The sequence below is a fragment of the Devosia sp. MC532 genome, assembly GCF_016461625.1.
Classification (GTDB): Bacteria; Pseudomonadota; Alphaproteobacteria; order Rhizobiales; family Devosiaceae; genus Devosia.
Genome location: NZ_JAEMNZ010000001.1, coordinates 366,309 through 383,509, shown reverse-complemented (window position 1 = coordinate 383,509; position 17,201 = coordinate 366,309). Strand labels below are relative to the sequence as shown.

General features: G+C 57.6%; 15 protein-coding genes and 1 tRNA gene. 6 read left to right on the top strand and 10 right to left on the bottom strand.

Annotation, left to right across the window (positions count from 1 at the left end):
- Positions 1 to 3: 3 nt before the first annotated feature.
- The 3 genes from JHC09_RS01740 to JHC09_RS01730 are packed head-to-tail and all read left to right on the top strand — an operon-like array spanning position 4 to position 2,932.
- Entirely contained in the window at positions 4 to 1,068 is a 1,065-nt protein-coding gene (locus JHC09_RS01740; protein WP_248308830.1) for an iron chelate uptake ABC transporter family permease subunit, read from the top strand.
- Positions 1,065 to 2,114 (top strand): iron chelate uptake ABC transporter family permease subunit, encoded by a 1,050-nt coding sequence (locus JHC09_RS01735; protein ID WP_199530562.1) that lies wholly within the window; start codon positions 1,065 to 1,067, stop codon positions 2,112 to 2,114. The genes JHC09_RS01740 and JHC09_RS01735 overlap by 4 nt, the downstream gene beginning before the upstream one ends.
- Positions 2,114 to 2,932, top strand: a complete 819-nt coding sequence (locus JHC09_RS01730; RefSeq protein WP_199530561.1) for an ABC transporter ATP-binding protein — start codon at positions 2,114 to 2,116, stop codon at positions 2,930 to 2,932. The genes JHC09_RS01735 and JHC09_RS01730 overlap by 1 nt, the downstream gene beginning before the upstream one ends.
- A 55-nt stretch (positions 2,933 to 2,987) precedes the next feature.
- Here the strand turns inward: JHC09_RS01730 and JHC09_RS01725 are convergent, their stop codons facing one another.
- From JHC09_RS01725 to JHC09_RS01705, 5 genes are all read right to left on the bottom strand, one after another.
- Positions 2,988 to 4,994 carry an aldo/keto reductase gene (locus JHC09_RS01725; protein ID WP_199530560.1) on the bottom strand — a complete coding sequence of 669 codons (2,007 nt, stop codon included), beginning with the start codon at positions 4,992 to 4,994 and terminating at the stop codon, positions 2,988 to 2,990.
- Positions 4,995 to 5,058: 64 nt separating this feature from the next.
- Complete coding sequence (gene ugpC, locus JHC09_RS01720; protein WP_199530559.1) at positions 5,059 to 6,138, bottom strand: sn-glycerol-3-phosphate ABC transporter ATP-binding protein UgpC; 1,080 nt, start codon at positions 6,136 to 6,138, stop codon at positions 5,059 to 5,061.
- Positions 6,139 to 6,148: 10 nt separating this feature from the next.
- Complete coding sequence (locus tag JHC09_RS01715) at positions 6,149 to 6,961, bottom strand: carbohydrate ABC transporter permease (RefSeq protein ID WP_169194088.1); 813 nt, start codon at positions 6,959 to 6,961, stop codon at positions 6,149 to 6,151.
- Positions 6,958 to 7,848 carry a sugar ABC transporter permease gene (locus tag JHC09_RS01710; protein WP_169194087.1) on the bottom strand — a complete coding sequence of 297 codons (891 nt, stop codon included), beginning with the start codon at positions 7,846 to 7,848 and terminating at the stop codon, positions 6,958 to 6,960. Before JHC09_RS01710 ends, JHC09_RS01715 begins: the two co-directional genes overlap by 4 nt.
- A gap of 72 nt (positions 7,849 to 7,920) precedes the next feature.
- Positions 7,921 to 9,195 carry a sugar ABC transporter substrate-binding protein gene (locus JHC09_RS01705; protein WP_199530558.1) on the bottom strand — a complete coding sequence of 425 codons (1,275 nt, stop codon included), beginning with the start codon at positions 9,193 to 9,195 and terminating at the stop codon, positions 7,921 to 7,923.
- 133 nt (positions 9,196 to 9,328) lie between these two features.
- On the opposite strand from JHC09_RS01705, the gene JHC09_RS01700 reads away from it, so the two are divergent.
- On the top strand, positions 9,329 to 10,207 hold the full coding sequence (locus JHC09_RS01700) for a helix-turn-helix domain-containing protein (RefSeq protein ID WP_248308858.1): 879 nt from the start codon (positions 9,329 to 9,331) through the stop codon (positions 10,205 to 10,207).
- Between the two features lie 19 nt (positions 10,208 to 10,226).
- Here the strand turns inward: JHC09_RS01700 and JHC09_RS01695 are convergent, their stop codons facing one another.
- From JHC09_RS01695 to JHC09_RS01680, 4 genes are all read right to left on the bottom strand, one after another.
- Positions 10,227 to 10,526 (bottom strand): hypothetical protein, encoded by a 300-nt coding sequence (locus tag JHC09_RS01695; protein ID WP_169194085.1) that lies wholly within the window; start codon positions 10,524 to 10,526, stop codon positions 10,227 to 10,229.
- A gap of 186 nt (positions 10,527 to 10,712) precedes the next feature.
- Complete coding sequence (locus JHC09_RS01690; RefSeq protein ID WP_248308829.1) at positions 10,713 to 13,127, bottom strand: methyl-accepting chemotaxis protein; 2,415 nt, start codon at positions 13,125 to 13,127, stop codon at positions 10,713 to 10,715.
- A 469-nt stretch (positions 13,128 to 13,596) separates the two neighbouring features.
- The gene (locus JHC09_RS01685) at positions 13,597 to 13,878 is read right to left on the bottom strand and encodes a hypothetical protein (RefSeq protein WP_169194084.1); all 282 of its coding nucleotides are present in this window, start codon (positions 13,876 to 13,878) and stop codon (positions 13,597 to 13,599) included.
- Positions 13,879 to 14,181: 303 nt separating this feature from the next.
- A tRNA-Arg gene (locus JHC09_RS01680) sits at positions 14,182 to 14,258 on the bottom strand.
- A gap of 77 nt (positions 14,259 to 14,335) precedes the next feature.
- Between JHC09_RS01680 and JHC09_RS01675 the strand changes: the two genes are divergently transcribed.
- Together JHC09_RS01675 and prfB are read left to right on the top strand one after the other, a co-directional pair.
- Positions 14,336 to 14,836: a peptide deformylase gene (locus JHC09_RS01675; protein WP_199530557.1), complete on the top strand. Its 501-nt coding sequence runs from the start codon at positions 14,336 to 14,338 to the stop codon at positions 14,834 to 14,836.
- 73 nt (positions 14,837 to 14,909) lie between these two features.
- Positions 14,910 to 16,032 (top strand): peptide chain release factor 2 gene (gene prfB / locus JHC09_RS01670; RefSeq protein WP_199530556.1). Its coding sequence is split into 2 segments (ribosomal slippage): positions 14,910 to 14,978 and positions 14,980 to 16,032, totalling 1,122 coding nucleotides; the frame shifts between segments, so codons are not numbered across the junction.
- 39 nt (positions 16,033 to 16,071) lie between these two features.
- On the opposite strand, the gene JHC09_RS17140 is transcribed toward prfB, so the two are convergent.
- Positions 16,072 to 17,184, bottom strand: a complete 1,113-nt coding sequence (locus JHC09_RS17140; RefSeq protein ID WP_199530555.1) for a M23 family metallopeptidase — start codon at positions 17,182 to 17,184, stop codon at positions 16,072 to 16,074.
- Between the last annotated feature and the right edge of the window lie 17 nt (positions 17,185 to 17,201).

Below are 17,201 nucleotides of genomic sequence, written 5' to 3'. Positions count from 1 at the left end.
CTAATGGCGTCGCTATCGATGACAAGCCAAAAATTGGCGCAAGGGGAAGCGAAACGCCCCGGTGTTGTCGATAGCAATCGCTCGCGTCTTTTGGGGCTAATTGTCTGTTTCTGCATCCTTATTTTCGCGGTGATGCTCAGTCTTGCTATTGGCGCGCGCTATATCCCTGTTGCCACTGTGGTCGACGCTCTGTTTGCCTATAACGATAGCGACGATCACGCCATTATCGCCGGGCTGCGCGCACCGAGGACAATTATGGGCGTGCTGGTGGGGATAGCGCTTGGCTTGTCTGGTGCATTGATCCAAGCGTTGACGCGTAACCCATTGGCCGATCCTGGTATTTTGGGAATCAACGCCGGAGCGGCATTCTTCGTCGTTATCGGCATCGGCTTCTTCGGGATAAGCGGCATAGGCGGCTATGTCTGGTTCGCACTGGCAGGGGCCATTAGCGCGACAGTGATCGTTTATGTCATCGGCTCGGCTGGTCGGGGCGGGGCAACGCCCTTGCGATTGACCTTATCAGGCGTGGCCTTGGGCGCGGTTCTGGGGGGCGTTACGTCGGGGATATCGCTGCTCGATCCAAGCACGTTTGATCGTATGCGCCAGTGGAGCGCGGGCTCCCTCGTGACGACGGGTTATGAAGCACTATCAACAGTTTGGCCGTTCTTTCTGGTGGGCTTCGGGCTTGCGTTGTTTGTGGCGCGTCCGCTCAATGCTGTGGCATTGGGCAATGATTTGGCGGCCGCTTTAGGCGCGAATTTGTGGCGCACGAGAACCCTGGTCGTTATTGCAACGACGCTTCTTGCCGGGGCTTCAACGGCCGCGGTTGGACCCATCGGCTTTGTGGGATTGATGGTTCCGCATGTGGCACGCTGGTACGTAGGTCCTGACCAGCGTTGGATTTTTTCTTATACGGCGGTGTTGGCGCCGATCCTGCTTTTGGTATCCGATATTGTCGGGCGCGTGGTGTTGGCGCCGGGTGAGCTCCAAGTTGGCATAGTGCTGGCATTTATGGGCGCCCCAGTGGTCATTTTCTTGGCCCGAAGGGGCAAGGTGAGCGGATTATGAAAACGCTCGCGAGTGGTCGGAGGACAGTGGTTTTGCGATCGCGGCGCTGGCCGTTCTCTCAGCGCATAGATGTGCAGTCGTGGCTGGTCATTGGCTCGCTTGTAGCCGTGGCTGCGTTCCTCACAATCCTCTCGCTAGCTTCCGGCGATTTTGCGGTGAGCTTTCCCGATGTGATTGGCGCACTCCTCGGTCAGGCAGACGGTCGGACCCATATGGTTGTGGTCGAATGGCGTCTGCCGAGGGTCTTGCTGGCGCTGATCCTCGGCGCGGCATTGGGCATGGCTGGTGCGATTTTTCAGTCGTTGACGCGAAACCCTCTCGGTAGTCCAGACATCATCGGATTTGACGCGGGAAGCTATACGGGCGCGCTAATCGTCATCACACTGCTTGGCGGGGGCTATATGGCGGTCGCCGGTGGAGCGCTCGTTGGAGGGCTCGTGACGGCACTGCTGGTTTATCTCCTCGCGTATCGTCGCGGCGTGCAGGGGTTTAGATTGATCATCGTCGGCATTGGCGTTTCGGCCATGCTGAACTCTCTCAACACGTGGATGTTGCTGCGCGCTAAGGTTGAAGTGGCAATGATGGCGTCGGTGTGGGGGGCAGGGAGCCTTAATGGCATGACGCTCGAGCGTCTGAGCTATGCTGGCGTGATCCTGCTTGTTCTCATTCCGGCTGCACTGCTACTCAGTCGCCCTTTGGCGCAGCTGGAGTTGGGCGATGATGCGGCGCGCGGTCTCGGTGTCAATGCCGAGAAAAGTCGGGTGCTTTTATTGGTGGTTGGCGTTGGCCTTACGGCTGTGGTCACTGCGACAGCGGGGCCGATTGGTTTTGTAGCTCTGGTCGCGCCGCAATTGGCGCGGCGGCTGACGGGAGAAGCTGGCGTGGCCTTGCTACCAGCGGCGGCGATGGGCGGGGTATTGCTGTTGGCAGCAGATTTCATCGCCCAGCGCGCCTTTGCGCCGACGCAACTGCCAGTGGGCATAGTTACCGTGAGCTTGGGCGGCGTCTATTTCGCCTGGCTCCTTATTCGTGAGGCGCGGCGCTGATGACAAATGACAAGAAGTTGCCGGTGCGGCTCGCCGCCGAGAACGCCACTTTTGGCTATGAGCAGCGGATCATCTCGCGCGAGCTTTCCGTCGCAATTCCGGACAAGTCCTTTACCGTGATCGTCGGAGCGAATGCTTGCGGGAAATCGACCCTCTTGCGGGCGCTTTCACGGCTGCTCAAGCCTAGGCAAGGGCAGGTGATCCTCGATGGTCAGTCGATCCACTCGCTGCCTGCCAAGGAAGTCGCGCGGCGCCTGGGCCTTCTGCCGCAAAGCTCGATTGCACCTGATGGTATTCGGGTGGCCGATCTGATCGCGCGGGGACGATACCCGCATCAAAGGCTATTCCAGCAATGGTCCGAAGCCGATGAAACGGCAGTTCTGGAGGCCATGGACGCGACCAAGGTGACCGAGCTTTCCGATCGGCTGGTGGACGAGCTGTCCGGTGGTCAGCGTCAGCGCGTGTGGGTGGCCATGGTCTTGGCTCAACAGACGCCAATTCTCTTGCTCGATGAGCCGACCACTTTCCTCGACATTACCCATCAGATCGAGCTGATGGAGCTGATGAGTGACCTCAATTCAAAGAATGGTCAGACGGTGGTCGCGGTTTTGCACGACCTCAATCATGCGTGCCGCTATGCCAGCCACATCATCGCGATGCGAGACGGGCAAGTGGTGGCCGAAGGCAGGCCATCTGACATCATCACGGCGGAATTGGTTGAGGCCGTGTTCGGCCTGCCGTGCCTGATTATAGACGACCCGGTGTCCCACACGCCGCTGGTTATTCCCAAAGGCTTTTCAGGGCGCTACGCTGAATAACGAAAAAGCCGCCAGAGGATTCTGGCGACTTCTTGATTCAAAACTTTAATTGCGATCAGCCCTGTTCAAGCCACTTCACCTGTTCTGGCGAAAGCTTGATGTCAAAGGCTTGCAGGCTATCGTCGAGTTCGAGCACGCGACGTGGTCCGATGAGCGGTATGCTCGGGAACTCTTGGGTGAGCACATAGGCGAGTGCAACGTGGATCGGGGACTTTCCGAGTTCCTTTGCCAGTTGCAGGGCGCGGTCACGGCGACCAAAATTCTGGTCATTGTACCAAACCCGGACCAGCTCCTCGTTGTCGGTCTTGTCGCGACCGGCGAGGTCGGTAAAGAAGCCGCGCGCCTGGCTTGACCACGAGAAGTTGGCGACCTGACGGTCAATCAGCCATTGCTTATAAGCGGGCGTCGAAGAGGTGACGCAACCGTCCCAGATCGGATCGAGCATTTCTGCGAGGGCAAAATTGTTCGACAGCGCCTGTGGCTTGGTCTTGCCGGTGCGTTCGGCATAAGCAATCGCTTCGTCCATACGCTCCTTGGTCCAGTTTGAGCCGCCGAACGGACCACGAATGCGACCGGCCTTCACCTCGGCGTCCATAGCGTCGACGAATTCGCCCACTGGGACATCGAGATTGTCGCGGTGCATGAAGTAGACGTCGACATAGTCCGTCTGGAGGCGATCCAGCGACTGGGTCAGCTGCTTGCCGATCACGTCCGGATAGCAGAGCGGGGAGTGCGCGCCCTTGCCGATGAGCACAGCCTGTTCGCGGGTACCGCGGCTGGTGTGCCATTCGCCAAAGAGTTTTTCGGTGTAGCCGCCGCCGTAGACAAAGGCGGTGTCAAAGAGATTGCCGCCACGCTCCCAAAACGCATCAAGCAGAATGGCGCCGGATGCAAAGGTTTTGAAATCTTCAAAGCCGAGCGCAACCGCGGAAGCCTGCTTGGAGAGACCCGGAATGGAGCGCTTGGGAATGATGCCGGTGTTGGCACCAAGCTTGCGGTTGTCGAGCGTGGTGAGGCGGGTCTTGGATTTTTCAATCGAGAACTCGATGCCAGCGTCAGCACGCCATTTGTCGAGCACGCGCAGATTGCCCAGGGTGTCATTCCAGCTCATGCCGGGTTCGGCAAATTCCTGACGACCTTCGAGGATCGCCTTGGAGGCAGCGTCGGCTTCAAAGGAATAGACGTGCCGGGTTTCGTTGACCGAAACGCTCTCGGTCTTGCCGCCCTTCACGATCTCGATCTTGCCAAGACCCTGATCGCGATTGCCGCCAGCGAACCAGAAGTCTGGCACGTCAATGCGGCCTTGCGAGCCGTGGATATGCAGGACGTTGTCGAGATTGGCCATAACGGCGCAAGAAACCTGCGCTACGATGCCATTGCCGAAGGTGAGGATTGCTGCGGCGGTATCGTCGGTGCCTTCAGCGTTGAGCGCAGCCGTGCCAGAGACCTTTACCGGATCGGCGAACGGCTTGCCGTCCACCGCGCCAGCGAGCAAGCGGGCCATGGAAACGGGGTAGCAGCCCACGTCCATAATGCCACCACCGGCCAACTTGGACGCGAACAGGCGGTGCTCGGGCTGGAAGGAGCCCATGTTGAAGCCGAAGCTCGACTGGATCATGCGGACTTCGCCGATGACGCCGGACTTCACCAGCTCAATGATTTTCGCTGTCTGTGGATGCAGGCGATACATGAACGCTTCGCCAGCAAAAGTGCCAGCCTTGCGGTGAGCGTGGAAGACCGCATCGGCCTCATGGGCGCTCAACGCAAATGGCTTTTCCACGAGCACATGCTTGCCCGCCTCGGCAGCCTTGATGGCCCATTCGGCGTGGCCGGTGTGCGGCACGGCGATATAGACCGCGTCAATGTCGGCATCAGCCAGCAGAGCGTCGTAGCCATGCACAACGCGGATGCCGGGGAAGTCGGTGGCGAGGGAGGCGCGGCTTGGATCGCGGGTTGCGATGGCCGCGAGTTCTCCATGCTCGCTATCGAGCAGGCCGCCGCGGAAGGCCTTGGCAATGCTGCCTGGCCCGATGATGCCCCAGCGAATTTTCGTCTTCGTCATAGTCTAAGGTCCTTGGTATGGGACGACACAGCACCGGTCGTCCAAATTTATGTGGCGACTTGGGTCAGCGGATACGCTGGCCGTTGGCGGCAAAAAGGTAAGCCTTGCTCGGATCGATCCCGACGGTGATGCTGGTCGCGCCAACGTCGCTGCGGGCTTCTTCGCGTTCAATGATGATGGGTTCGCCATGCGAATGCGCGTAGACAAAGCTGGTCGAGCCCAGATGTTCGGCAACGTCGATGGCGAAGGTCAGCGATGGTCCCTCTGCCGGGGCCGTGATGAAATGCTCGGGGCGCACGCCGAGCGTAACTTTTTCGCCCTTCTTCGCATTCTGGACCGGCAGGGTGACCGCAACGCCACCATGATCGGCAAGGCGCATAGTGGCTGATTGAGCACTGGCTTCGATAACTTCAGCAGCGAAGAAGTTCATCTTCGGGGAGCCGATAAAGCCGGCGACGAACTGATTGTCTGGATCATCGTAAAGATCGAGCGGACGCCCGACCTGCTCAATCCGACCATCACGCAACACCACGATTTTATCGGCCAAAGTCATGGCCTCCACCTGATCGTGGGTGACGTAGATAATGGTGGTCTGGAGCTCTTTGTGTAGGCGCGCAATCTCGATGCGCATATGCACGCGCAGCTCGGCGTCGAGGTTGGAAAGCGGCTCGTCGAAGAGGAACACTTCCGGCTGACGCACGATGGCACGACCGATAGCGACGCGCTGACGCTGACCACCGGACAGTTCCTTGGGCAGACGGTCCATCAGGGGATCGAGCGCAAGGATTTTAGCGGCAGCATCAACCTGCCGCCGGATTTCGTCCTTGGGGACTTTGGCGAAGCGCAGGGCAAAACCCATATTCTCGCGCACCGTCATGTGCGGATAGAGAGCATAGGTCTGGAACACCATGGCGATGCCGCGCTTGGACGGATCAACATCGTTCATCCGTTTCCCGCCGATCGTGAGATCGCCAGACGAGATGTGTTCCAATCCGGCGATCATCCGAAGAAGGGTCGATTTCCCGCAGCCAGAGGGGCCAACGAAAACGACGAACTCTTTGGACGTGATGTCCAGATTAACGCCCTTGATGACCTCCAAGGCGCCGTAGGATTTGCGGAGTTCTCTGAGATTGAGGCTGCTCATTTGATGTTCCTCACTTTACGGCGCCGAGCATGCCCTGAACGAACTGGCGTTGCAGGACAAAGAAGATGACGAGGGTTGGCAGCGTGGCCAAAACGGTTGTCAGGAGGATCACCCCATAGTCGGGCGTGTACGCTGCGGTGAGCGTCGACAGGACGAGGGTGATGGTTTTGTTCTCATTGGTCTGCAGCACGATCAGCGGCCACAGATAGTTGTTCCACGCACCCATGAAGACGATGATGGTGGCGGCCGCATAGGTGGAGCGCATGGTTGGCAGATAGACGAAAAGGAAGATTTGCCATTCCTTGAGCCCGTCGACACGAGCCGCATCTCGCAACTCGCTGGGGAACGCCTTCGTCGCCTGGCGGAAGTAGAAGATGATAAAGATCGAAGCGATGCTGGGCAGGATCACAGCGGTAAAGCTGTTGCTCAGCTGCGCCCGCGAGATCATCACGAACAGCGGAACCATCAGGGCCGCAAAGGGGATCGACAGAAACAGCAGGAGCAGCTGGAAAATGCGCTCGCGAACACGGGAGCGGAAGATCTCAAAGCCGTAACCCGCCATGGACGAAACGGCTAAGGTCAGAACGGTGGAGACAATGGCAATGTAGAAGGAATTGCCGAAGACCCGCACGAGATCGACCTGAGCCATCAGATTGGCGAAGTTCTCGAACAGGCTGGTGCCAACGCTGAGCCTACCGGTGACGATATCGCTCGACTTGTTGGTGGCGCCAACCACCATCCAGAAGAAGGGGAAGACAGAGAGGAAGGCGGCAAAGGCCAGCAGAGCATAGGTCGCCGTGCGCTTGATCAGATAGCTGCTCATGATGCCCTCCGGCGATCGCGTGCAATGAAGAACTGCATGATGCTGAGAACTGCCACAATCAGAACGATCACCCACGAAACCAGGGCCGAATAGCCAAAGCTTGGCATCATGCGGAAGGTGAGGTTGTAGATGTAGAGTGAGAGGGTCATCGTGCCATTGCCCGGGCCGCCCTGGGTAATGTTGTTTACCTCGTCAAACAGCTGCAGCGTGCCGATGGTGGACAGAATGGTGGTGAACAGGATCACCGGCTTGAGCATCGGAACAGTGATCCTCCAGAAGCGCGCCCATGCGGGCACGCCATCAATGCGCGCAGCTTCATAAATCGACTTGTCGATGTTCTGGAGCGCAGCGAGATAGAAGATCATATTGTAGCCGGTCCATCGCCAGGTGATGGCGGAGATGATGACGATCTTGGCCCAGAAAGGGTCGGTCAGCCACGGGATTGGCGCGCCGATAATATGCAAGCCCATGAGCGCCTGATTGATGACGCCATCAGTCGAGAACATCGATTTGAAAAGGCTCGAATAGGCGATCAGCGAGGTGACGCAAGGCAGGAACAGAAGAGTTCTGAAGAGCCCGCGGAAGCGCAGCGATGGATCGTTCAGCGCCACTGCAAACAGCAGGGCCAAAACGATCATGATCGGTACTTGGATGATGAAGAAGATGATGGTGTTGGTCAGCGCCTGAACGAGCAAGGCGTCATTGGCCAAACGCTGGATATTGGCGAAGCCGCCAAATGAGAAGCTGTTGCCACGCCCGACCTGAAAGCTCATCCAGAGCGACCAGATAATGGGGTAGATCATAAACAGGCCAAGCAGGACCAATGCGGGCATGACAAATGCCCAGCCATTGAACTGCTCATTACGGTCCAAACGCGCTTGCGCCATGTCCGCTCCAATCAAATGCTTGGAATTTCTCGGAAGGGGGCGGGGTGTGACCCGCCCCCCGTCGGGGAGGAATTATTGCATCTGCTGGCGCAGCTGAGCGTCCATAGCCTTCAGCGCTTCGTCGATATTGCCTCCGTTCGCGATGTTCGGGAGCTGGGCACGAACAGCGAGGCGAGCTTCTGGCGTGAAGGTGCCGTAGTCGACCGATGGAACCTGGGCGAGCCAATCGGAGAAGTTCTGCCAAACGGGTTCGCCGCTGAAGAAATCGTCGCTGGCCTTGTAGGCATCGCCTTCACGCGCCGCGAGGAGCGAGCCAACAGCGCCCTGATTGATCAGAATGCCCTGGTAGAAGTCGACGTCTTCAGCCCAGATGGTCTTGAGGAAGTCGATAGCTTCTTCCTGGTTCTGCGAGGACGACAGGACGTACCAGCTCGAGCCACCATTGTTGGAATAGTTGGTTGCGCCTGCAACGTCATTGAGCTTTGGCATTGGGGCAACGCGCCACTTGCCAGCCTGATCTGCTGCCGATTTAACGGTACCGGTGATCCAAACACCCTGCGGAACCATGGCGATTTCGCCCGAGGTGAACGCGCCGGTGTAGCCGGTCCAATCCGACACTGGCTTGATCAGGCCGGCCTGAGCCATTTCCTGGAAGACTTCGAGGGATTCTTTGAGCGCAGGGTTGTCGAGAATGTTCGGCTCGTTCCCTTCCTTGAGGTACCACTGACCAGCGGACAGCATCATCATGATGATCTGACCATCATCATTATAGTCCATGTCGATCAGCTGCTTGCCGGTCTTGGCGAGAATATCCTTGCCGATCTCGATCAGGCGATCCCAGGTGATGTCCTGAACGTCTTCAGGCTTGTAGCCCGCTTCTTCAAGGTAGTCGGCGCGGTAGAAGAGGCCGGTCACGCCGGAGTCAAACGGCAGGGAGTAGGACTTGCCTTCATATGTAGCCGCCGCGACCTTGTAGTCAGCGAACTTGCTCATATCGATATGGTCCGACAGCGGCACGAACGCGCCAGGGAAGGACTGCAGGAAGCGCTGAATATTGTCGTCCTGAATCAAGACGATGTCTGGCAGGCCATCAGAAACGCCAGCGAGAAGCTGGGTCTGTAGCTTCTGGTTGATTTCGTCTTGGGTGACATTGGTCACAACGAATGTGGTGTCGGCATTATTGGCTTGGTAGCGCGCGGTGGCGTCGGCCATGGCGGCGATGTTGAAGTTCGGGTCCCAGGCCCAAACATTCACTTCGCCAGCGGTGGCTGCCGCAAAACCGAGCATGCTCACGCCAGCCATAGCGGTGGCGAGAGTACGTGCAAAACGCGTGCTCACTTTAGTCATAACTATCCTCCCGTTTTCAGTTGCTCTTCCTCTGAGCGGTTCTTAAGCTAGTTGAAGGGAGGAATTGGTCGCTTTGAAACGGTATCCAAAGTTGGCGGATAGTAAGATTGCTCACCAAGCATTCTACGTCGCCTTGCCTAATGGTGTTGAGCGTACGCCAACATCGCTGCATACATTCCACGCACACCCCTTGATTATGACCTCTGCGCACTGGCATGCGCAGGTTGAAATCAATTATATTGTAAGGGGTTGGGCACACTACAAAATGGCGGGCCATGAAGTAACATTCGCGGCGGGCGATCTTGCGATGTTCTGGGGCGGGCAGCCGCACTGGATGTCAGACGGTTCCGACGACCTTGTCTATGCTGGCGCTCATCTTCCGCTGGTACATTTTTTTAGGCTACGGCTCTCGTCCGAGCTTCAATCGCGCCTGATGAAGGGCAATATCCTCATCACACAAGATACGGACGCCTCCGACCCAGTCAGTTTTGCGCGCTGGGACGCCTATGCGCGCTCGGGCGATCCGATGAAGGCGAGCATCGCCGTTGACGAACTGCTGCTGCGCATCGAACGCGTCCGCTTCTCGCCGTTCCGAATGTTACCGGATGATAAGCCCATTGGCACATTAGCCAATGATCAGCACACCTCGCCTCTCGTGGTGCGCATTTGTGAGTTCATCTCGCAGAACTTCCGCGAGGAAATTGATTCTGTAGACATAGCTGTAGCGGCAGATGTTCATCCAAAATATGCGATGACGGTGTTCAAAAAATCGACCGGCATGACGCTGAATGACTACACCAATCTGATGCGGCTCTCTTATGCGCAGGCGCTGTTGATGCGTGACGAGGAGAGCGTTCTCACCATTGCGATGGACAGCGGCTTCGGCTCGCTCAGCGCCTTCAATAAGTCATTCCGCAAAGTTGCAGGCATGTCGCCGAGCGACTTCCGCCGCGAAGTGCGGACACGCCCACCGGTGACACCGGCAGGCGTTGATCATGTTGTCTATGCGTAGCGAAAAAGTCGGCTAGCGCTCAGCGCTGGTCGATCAGCTTCTTGAAAAGCGATTTCTTTTTGATGCCGTCGGTCGAATGGCCTTTGGTCTTGCTCAGATTGATGACCACGACCACATCGCCATCCTGCATATTGGCGCCAGCCATAATGTCTTCTTTCAGGCCAAGCGAATTGCGGGTTGAAGGCACGAGGAAAAAGCTCGAGGTTTCGCCCCAGATGTCACCATCGGCATTGGTCTCGATGGATTTGATCAACGCATTATAGCGTTCCTGATAATCGCCACCGTCTTCAAGCTTAAAACTGACCGCAAACAACGCCACTGGGAATACTCCTAAATCCTGACCCTCAGCTTAGCGGAGATGGGCGAGGGGGGATAGGGTAGGGTGTGCCCAACTGATGGAAGGCGCCCATCGTAGGGGCTCTCCAATGAAGTAGGGCCGAAGCTGTGTGCTCCGGCCCTTGAAAGCTATCGTCGTTGCAGGGTTAGCCCCTTGCTGGTTCGATCCTCAGAACTCGTCCCAATCCGAGTTTACAGCGGTATTGCCGCGGCTGAGATAGGTTTGAGCGGCTGATGGCTGATTGCGGCGCTGGGGACGGGCAGCAGGTGCTGCTGGAGCCACCGGAGTGGCCGCGGTGGTGCGGGCGCGAGCGTCCGTACGGAAAACTGCGACAACGCGATCCAGCTCGTTTGCCTGGGCTTCGGTCTGTTCGATTGCAGCATTAGTTTCTTCAACAAGCGCCGCATTGTGCTGGGTCATCTCATCCATCTGGCGGACGGCGATGGTCACCTCTTCAATGGCCGAGGCCTGTTCGCGGCTGTCGCGCGCAATGCTGTCCATGAGGCGCGAGTTGGACTTGGCGGCTTCAACCATAGAGGCAAGCTTGCCAGCGGCTTCATCGACAAGTCGCGTGCCTACGGTGACTTCATTGGCCGACGCTTCGATCAGTGCCTTGACGTCGGAAGACGCCTGGGCAGCAGACTGAGCCAAACGGCGGACTTCGACAGCCACGACAGCAAAGCCCTTGCCCGCATCGCCAGCACGTGCCGCTTCAACCGAAGCGTTCAGCGCCAGCAGATTGGTCTGGAAGGCGATATCGTCGATGAGCCCGATGATGTTGGAAATCTTGGCCGATGAGGTCGAGATCTGGGTCATGGCCAAGGTTGCCTTGGTCATCACTTCACCGCCTTCTTCGGCCGTGCGTGTGACCAGCTGCGCGTCTTGGTTGGCATCGCGGGCGCGATCAGCACTCTGGACGACCGTATGCGCGAGCTGTTCCATCGCCGCAGACGTCTGCTCGATGGTTGCTGCCTGCTTGGTGGTCCGTTCGGAGAGATCGTTCGCGCCAGAGAGAAGCTCGCCAGTCGCCGTCTTGATCGACTGCGAGGTGTGCTTGAGCTGGCTAACAACGTCGCTCAGCGTTTCGGCGACGGCGTTCGCGTCTTCCTTGAGCTTGGCGAAGGCACCGCGATAATCGCCCGACATGCGGACGGTCAGATCGGTGCGAGCGAGAGCGCCTAGGACGACACCGGTTTCGCCAATGCCACGGTCCACAGTTTCGACCAGCGAATTGATGCTGCCTGCAAGGCCGTTCAATTCAGGATCAGGGAACTGGGAATGTACGCGCTTGGAGAAGTCGCCAGCGATGGCGGCATCCACCACTTCGCCGAAGGCAGCCTGCAGATCGGTCATCATATCGCGACGGCTCTGTTCGTCGGCAATGATGCGCGCGGCTTCGGCTTCGGTCATCTGGCTAATTTTGAGGCCGTTTTCGCGGAAGACTTCTACCGCACGCGCCATGCCGCCAATTTCGTCCCCACCGTCGCGGTATGGAACTTCGATGTCATACTTGCCTTCGGTGAGTTCGCGCATAACCCCGGTCATGCGGACAATCGGCTTGGCAATCATACCAGCACCCAGGCGAACCAGCGCCAGTGTGATGATCAGCAGGACGACCGAGGCGATCAGCGCCAGATTACGCGTCTCATTGATCGAGGCGTAGATGGTCGCCGTTGGAATTTCCATGATCAGTGTCCACTCTTCGGACACGCCCGGAAATTTAACGCGGCTCGCAATGGCAAAGAGCTCGGTGCCTGTCGGGTCGGTATAGCTTTGGCCAGTGGTGACCATGGCTTCGCTCAACATGCCAGCCGCAAATTCCGGCGGCATCATTTGGCCGACTTGCGCTGGGTCCCAATGGGCCACCCACTGGGTGTCATGGCTGACCAGCATGATACGGCCGGTGCCGAACGGCTTCATTTCGCCGATGATGCGACCGATCGTATCGAGGGATAGATCCGCCGTGAGAATGCCGATTGGATTGTCATTCTTGCGAATGATTTCAGTGAAGGTGCTGAGCAGGATGGACTGCCCGTTGACTGGATAGGCGTAGGGCGGGGTCACCAGATCGCGGTTTTCGCGCAGGGGCATATCATACCAGCTCTCTGTGCCGTTCTCCGGCGACATGTCGAGCAGTTCTGTTTGCAAGCCGTTCTCACCGTTCGTAAAATACGGAACGAAGCGGCCAGTCGCATCTGAATAGGCATGGCCGATATGCTGCGCGTCATTCCCGTCGAGCGCGTTGGGCTCGAAGGCGAGCGTCATGCCAGTGAGGGCAGGGTTCGAGGAGACAACGGCTTTGACCATTTCTCCGAGCTGGTCGCGACTAAACTGAGCGTGCTCAATCGTGCCTTCAACTGCAGCGCTCAACCCGCGGGCTGTGCCGATGAGCGAGCTGAATTCGCCTTCGACCATCTCCGTATACGAGCTCATGAGGGCGCGTGCCTGCGCCTCTGCTTCGCTCCGTGCGGCGTTGGACATCAGGGACGTGCCCCCGATCACAATAACTGCCAAGCTGGAGGCGATGATGACACCTGCGCCTGCCATCAGCTTGGTGCGTATAGTTAAATTGGAGAACTTCATCTCTCATGCTTGCCCTGACGTCTCGTTCAAAGACTGAACTTGACGGGCCCTACTGGCCGTTCTTGACCCGATTACGGCCTAAGGTCTTCAGGGGTAGTCATTTAGGCTATTGATACCACCTGAAGCACTTGCGTGTTCTGATCCATTAACTTGCTTCCATGAATCGCGTTAATAGGTGGTAAAGTACTGTGGCTCGTCATCTTCTTTGGCGCTTATTTTTGTTTTGCGACGACTTGCGACGGACTCTGCGGCTCAACCCCGCACAGTCGGCCCTGAACCCAGCGCGGTCGGCGATGCCTCGGTATGTTTTCTATCGAACACGACGCCCACGAGAAACGCCAGGTAGGCTGGAATTCCGGGGGCTACCCAGGCCTCAGATTTGATTGTGCTAACTGCATCTTACAAGGGGAGGGGAGCGGGGAAGCGCATGTGCCAGTGATGGGCCGGTTAGTGCGTTTCTGAGCTCATTTTACTTGGTGGTTGATTTCGCGGCCTCGTCGGCACGCTCCCCTGGTTCAGTCGGCTCAGCTGGTGGCGCGGCAATGGTACTGACAAACTTGGCGCAGCCACGGGCGGCTTGGACATGGGTGATCGGCGTCGTTCCGCCATTCATCGACCAATTCTGGCCGTTGTCGCAGGTCACCCAGTTTTTGCCGTTGACGCTGTGGATGACATAGGCTTGGGCGGCGGTTACGGGAATGATCAGTAAAGTGGAAACAAGAGCGATTTTGGCGATAAAGGTCTTCGTCACTTGAGGTCTCCTCCTCGTTGTCTGGAGGCAATGTGAGCCCAAGCTTATGAACGCAAGCTGAAGGGGCAGTTCAGTTGTGATTGACCAAATTCACCCTCAATGCCTCGCGTTGTATTGGAAGGAGGAGCCCAATTCTTACTTGCGGCGCAACTGTGGGAACATCTTTTCACGCGCAACAGCTGACTAGGATGCTGAAATCACAGCGCTTCCTAAAACGTAGACCCAACACAACTTCGGAGATACGGCGCACGGGCACTCAAACCTGAACAGGCTGAAATGCGCACCGACATGTCATTGAAGCTTTGGTGATCCCGGCGGGATTCGAACCCACGACCCCAGGATTAGGAATCCTGTGCTCTATCCTGCTGAGCTACGGGACCAGCCATATGTCGACCTAGCAGCGTAGGAAACAAGTTTCAAGCTATGCGGTCGAGACGGTTTCGATTAGCAGAGATTTATGACCAAACCTGCGCAAATTCTATTTTATCCAGACCCTCGTTTCGCACAACGCGCGACGCCGCGCCCTGTCGACGCTGCGTTGATCGCGATCGGCGAAGCGTTGAAGGCCACAGCTGCCGAGCATCGCGCCTATGGATTGGCCGCCGTGCATATTGGCGATGTGGCTCCGGTGGTTGTGGTGAGCTTTGGTCCGGTTGAGGGCAGGGACTATCGGCTTCTCTATAATCCGGAGGTGTTGAGCACGTCGGATGAGGCAGAGCTCGGTACCGAGGGTTCGGTGTCGCTGCCGGGTATTGAGGTGGAGGTGGTGCGCTCCATCTCCTGCATCATTGGCTATGACGATGTGGCCGGTTCGCGCCACGAAACGGCACTCTCGGGCTTTGAAGCCCGCGTTGCCATGCATGAGATTGATCAAATGAATGGCATCTTCTTCCTCGATAAGGTCTCGCGGCTCAAGCGGGATGCGGCTTTGCGGCGTTTTAAGAAGCTGCAACGCTGAGGGAAACACCCTCACAAGGTTGATCGATTGGTGCGTGTCCGCTAAACGGAGCGCACGTAATAAAGGAATATCCATGCGCGCGGAAATCGAAAAGACCGTCGCCGAAATCAAGCAGGTCCTAAGCCTGCTGAGGAGGCATCTTTGACTGGGATACAGCAGAACTCCGTCTTGATGCGCTAACAGCGCAAACTGAATCACCAGATTTTTGGAACGACCCCGCTAAGGCGCGCGTTACCATGCGCGAGCGCGATGAGCTCGATGTTGCGGTGAAGGGTGTCAAGGAACTCGAAGCCGGCATTCGCGACAATGTCGAGCTGATCGAAATGGGCGAAATGGAAGGCGATGCGGATATAATCCGTGACGCTGAAAACGCTTTGCTCGAGCTTAAGGTTTCCGCTCGCCGGACGCAGATCGAAACCCTGCTGTCAGGCGAAGTCGACGCCAACGACTGCTATGTGGAAATCCACTCCGGCGCTGGCGGCACGGAAAGCCAGGACTGGGCGAACATCCTGCTGCGCATGTACACGCGCTGGGCTGAACGTCGTAAGTTCAAGGTTGAAGTCATCGAAATGCACGATGGCGAAGAGGCTGGGATCAAATCGGCGACGATTATGATCAAGGGCCACAACGCCTATGGGTGGATGAAGACGGAGTCTGGCGTTCATCGTCTGGTCCGCATCAGCCCTTATGACTCCGCTGCGCGTCGCCATACGAGCTTTTCGAGCTGCTGGGTTTACCCAGTGGTCGACGACAATATCGATATTGAAATTCGTGAAAGCGACCTCAAGGTCGATACCTATCGTGCATCGGGCGCCGGCGGTCAGCACGTTAACACCACGGACTCGGCAATCCGTATTACCCACGTGCCATCCGGCATCATTGTGGCGTGTCAGCAAGAACGGAGCCAGCACAAGAACCGTGCGACGGCGATGAACATGCTCAAGGCGCGTCTTTATGAGCAGGAATTGCAGAAGCGCGAAGAAGCGGCGAACGCTCAGGCGGCCAGCAAGACCGATATCGGTTGGGGTCACCAGATCCGCTCTTACGTGATGCAGCCCTACCAGATGGTCAAGGATCTGCGCACCGGCGTCGAAAGCGGCCAGCCGGACGTGGTTCTGGACGGCGACGTCGACAAGTTCATGGAAGCGGCCTTGGCGCAGCGCGTTGGCGTTGCGACTGACGTGACCTCTGACTAATCTAGATGATGAGAAAGGCCCGGGAGACCGGGCCTTTTTCTATCCCAATTGTGCGCGTAGCCGGTTGCCGACGTCTAAAAAGCGTTTCGGATTTAAGGCTTGGTCGCCTTTCCTCACCTCAAAATGCAAGTGCGGGCCAGTGGAGCGACCGGTAGAGCCAACTTTGGCAATAGGGAGCCCTGTGCTGACATCCTGGCCGATTTCGACCAGATAGGCCGAGAGGTGGGAATAGCGGCTCAGTAGGCCTGAAGGATGTTCTATCTCCACCGTTTTACCATAGCCGGACTTGCTGCCGACAAAAATCACGCGACCCTCTCCCGCGGCGAGCACGGTGGTGCCGGTTGGCGCTGCAAAGTCCAACCCCGAATGGAAGGCGGGTGAGCGCGTGAACGGATCGGAGCGATTGCCGAAGCCAGAACTCTGCCGATAGGAATTTTCGGCGAGAGGCAGGTGAACCGGGGCCTGTTCGAGGCTGGTGCGCGCCGTGTTGTAGCGCAGCAATGCCGACATCACATGATTGGCCGTAATCAACATATCACGGGCTTCAGGCCCTGAAGCCGCCGGAAGGAGCGGTCCGCCAATCGAGAGTTCTGACGAGAGTTGTCCGGGATAAATACCCAATGAATTCAATTCACTCGCGATAGTCTCTGTTCTGCTACTGGCGGTGTCGGCGATTGAGGTCATCACCGCGTCGGTTTCCGTGAGCATGAGATTGAGCGCGTCGGTGGTGGCGAGAAGATCCGTGGGATCGTCAAGCGTCGGCAGGCTTGGCACAGGCAGCGAGGCTATGCCCATTTGTCCAGCCTTGTCGACGAGTGCTCGCACCAATTGCTGCTGCTCCAGCAGCACATCTTGCTGCTGCACGACTTCCTGCAATTGCATGTTGATGTCGCCCGCCTGGGCGTAGACGCGAGAGTGCAGGCGGTCGATCTCGACCCGCATCTGGCTCAGCCGATCCTCGTAAGCAGTAATGACACTGGTGTTTTGCTCGCCCAAGATGCGGGCGAGATCGCCCGACATGTAGAACGCAAGGCCAGTTGCGGCATTGGTCGCAAAGAGCACGGCAAACATGCCGTAGAACAGTTTTGACGATACGCCCTGTCGAGGGGCGGGTCGTGCGCGCAACTCTCGGTGCTTTCCTGCCGTGCTCACGCAAATGCCTCAAGTAA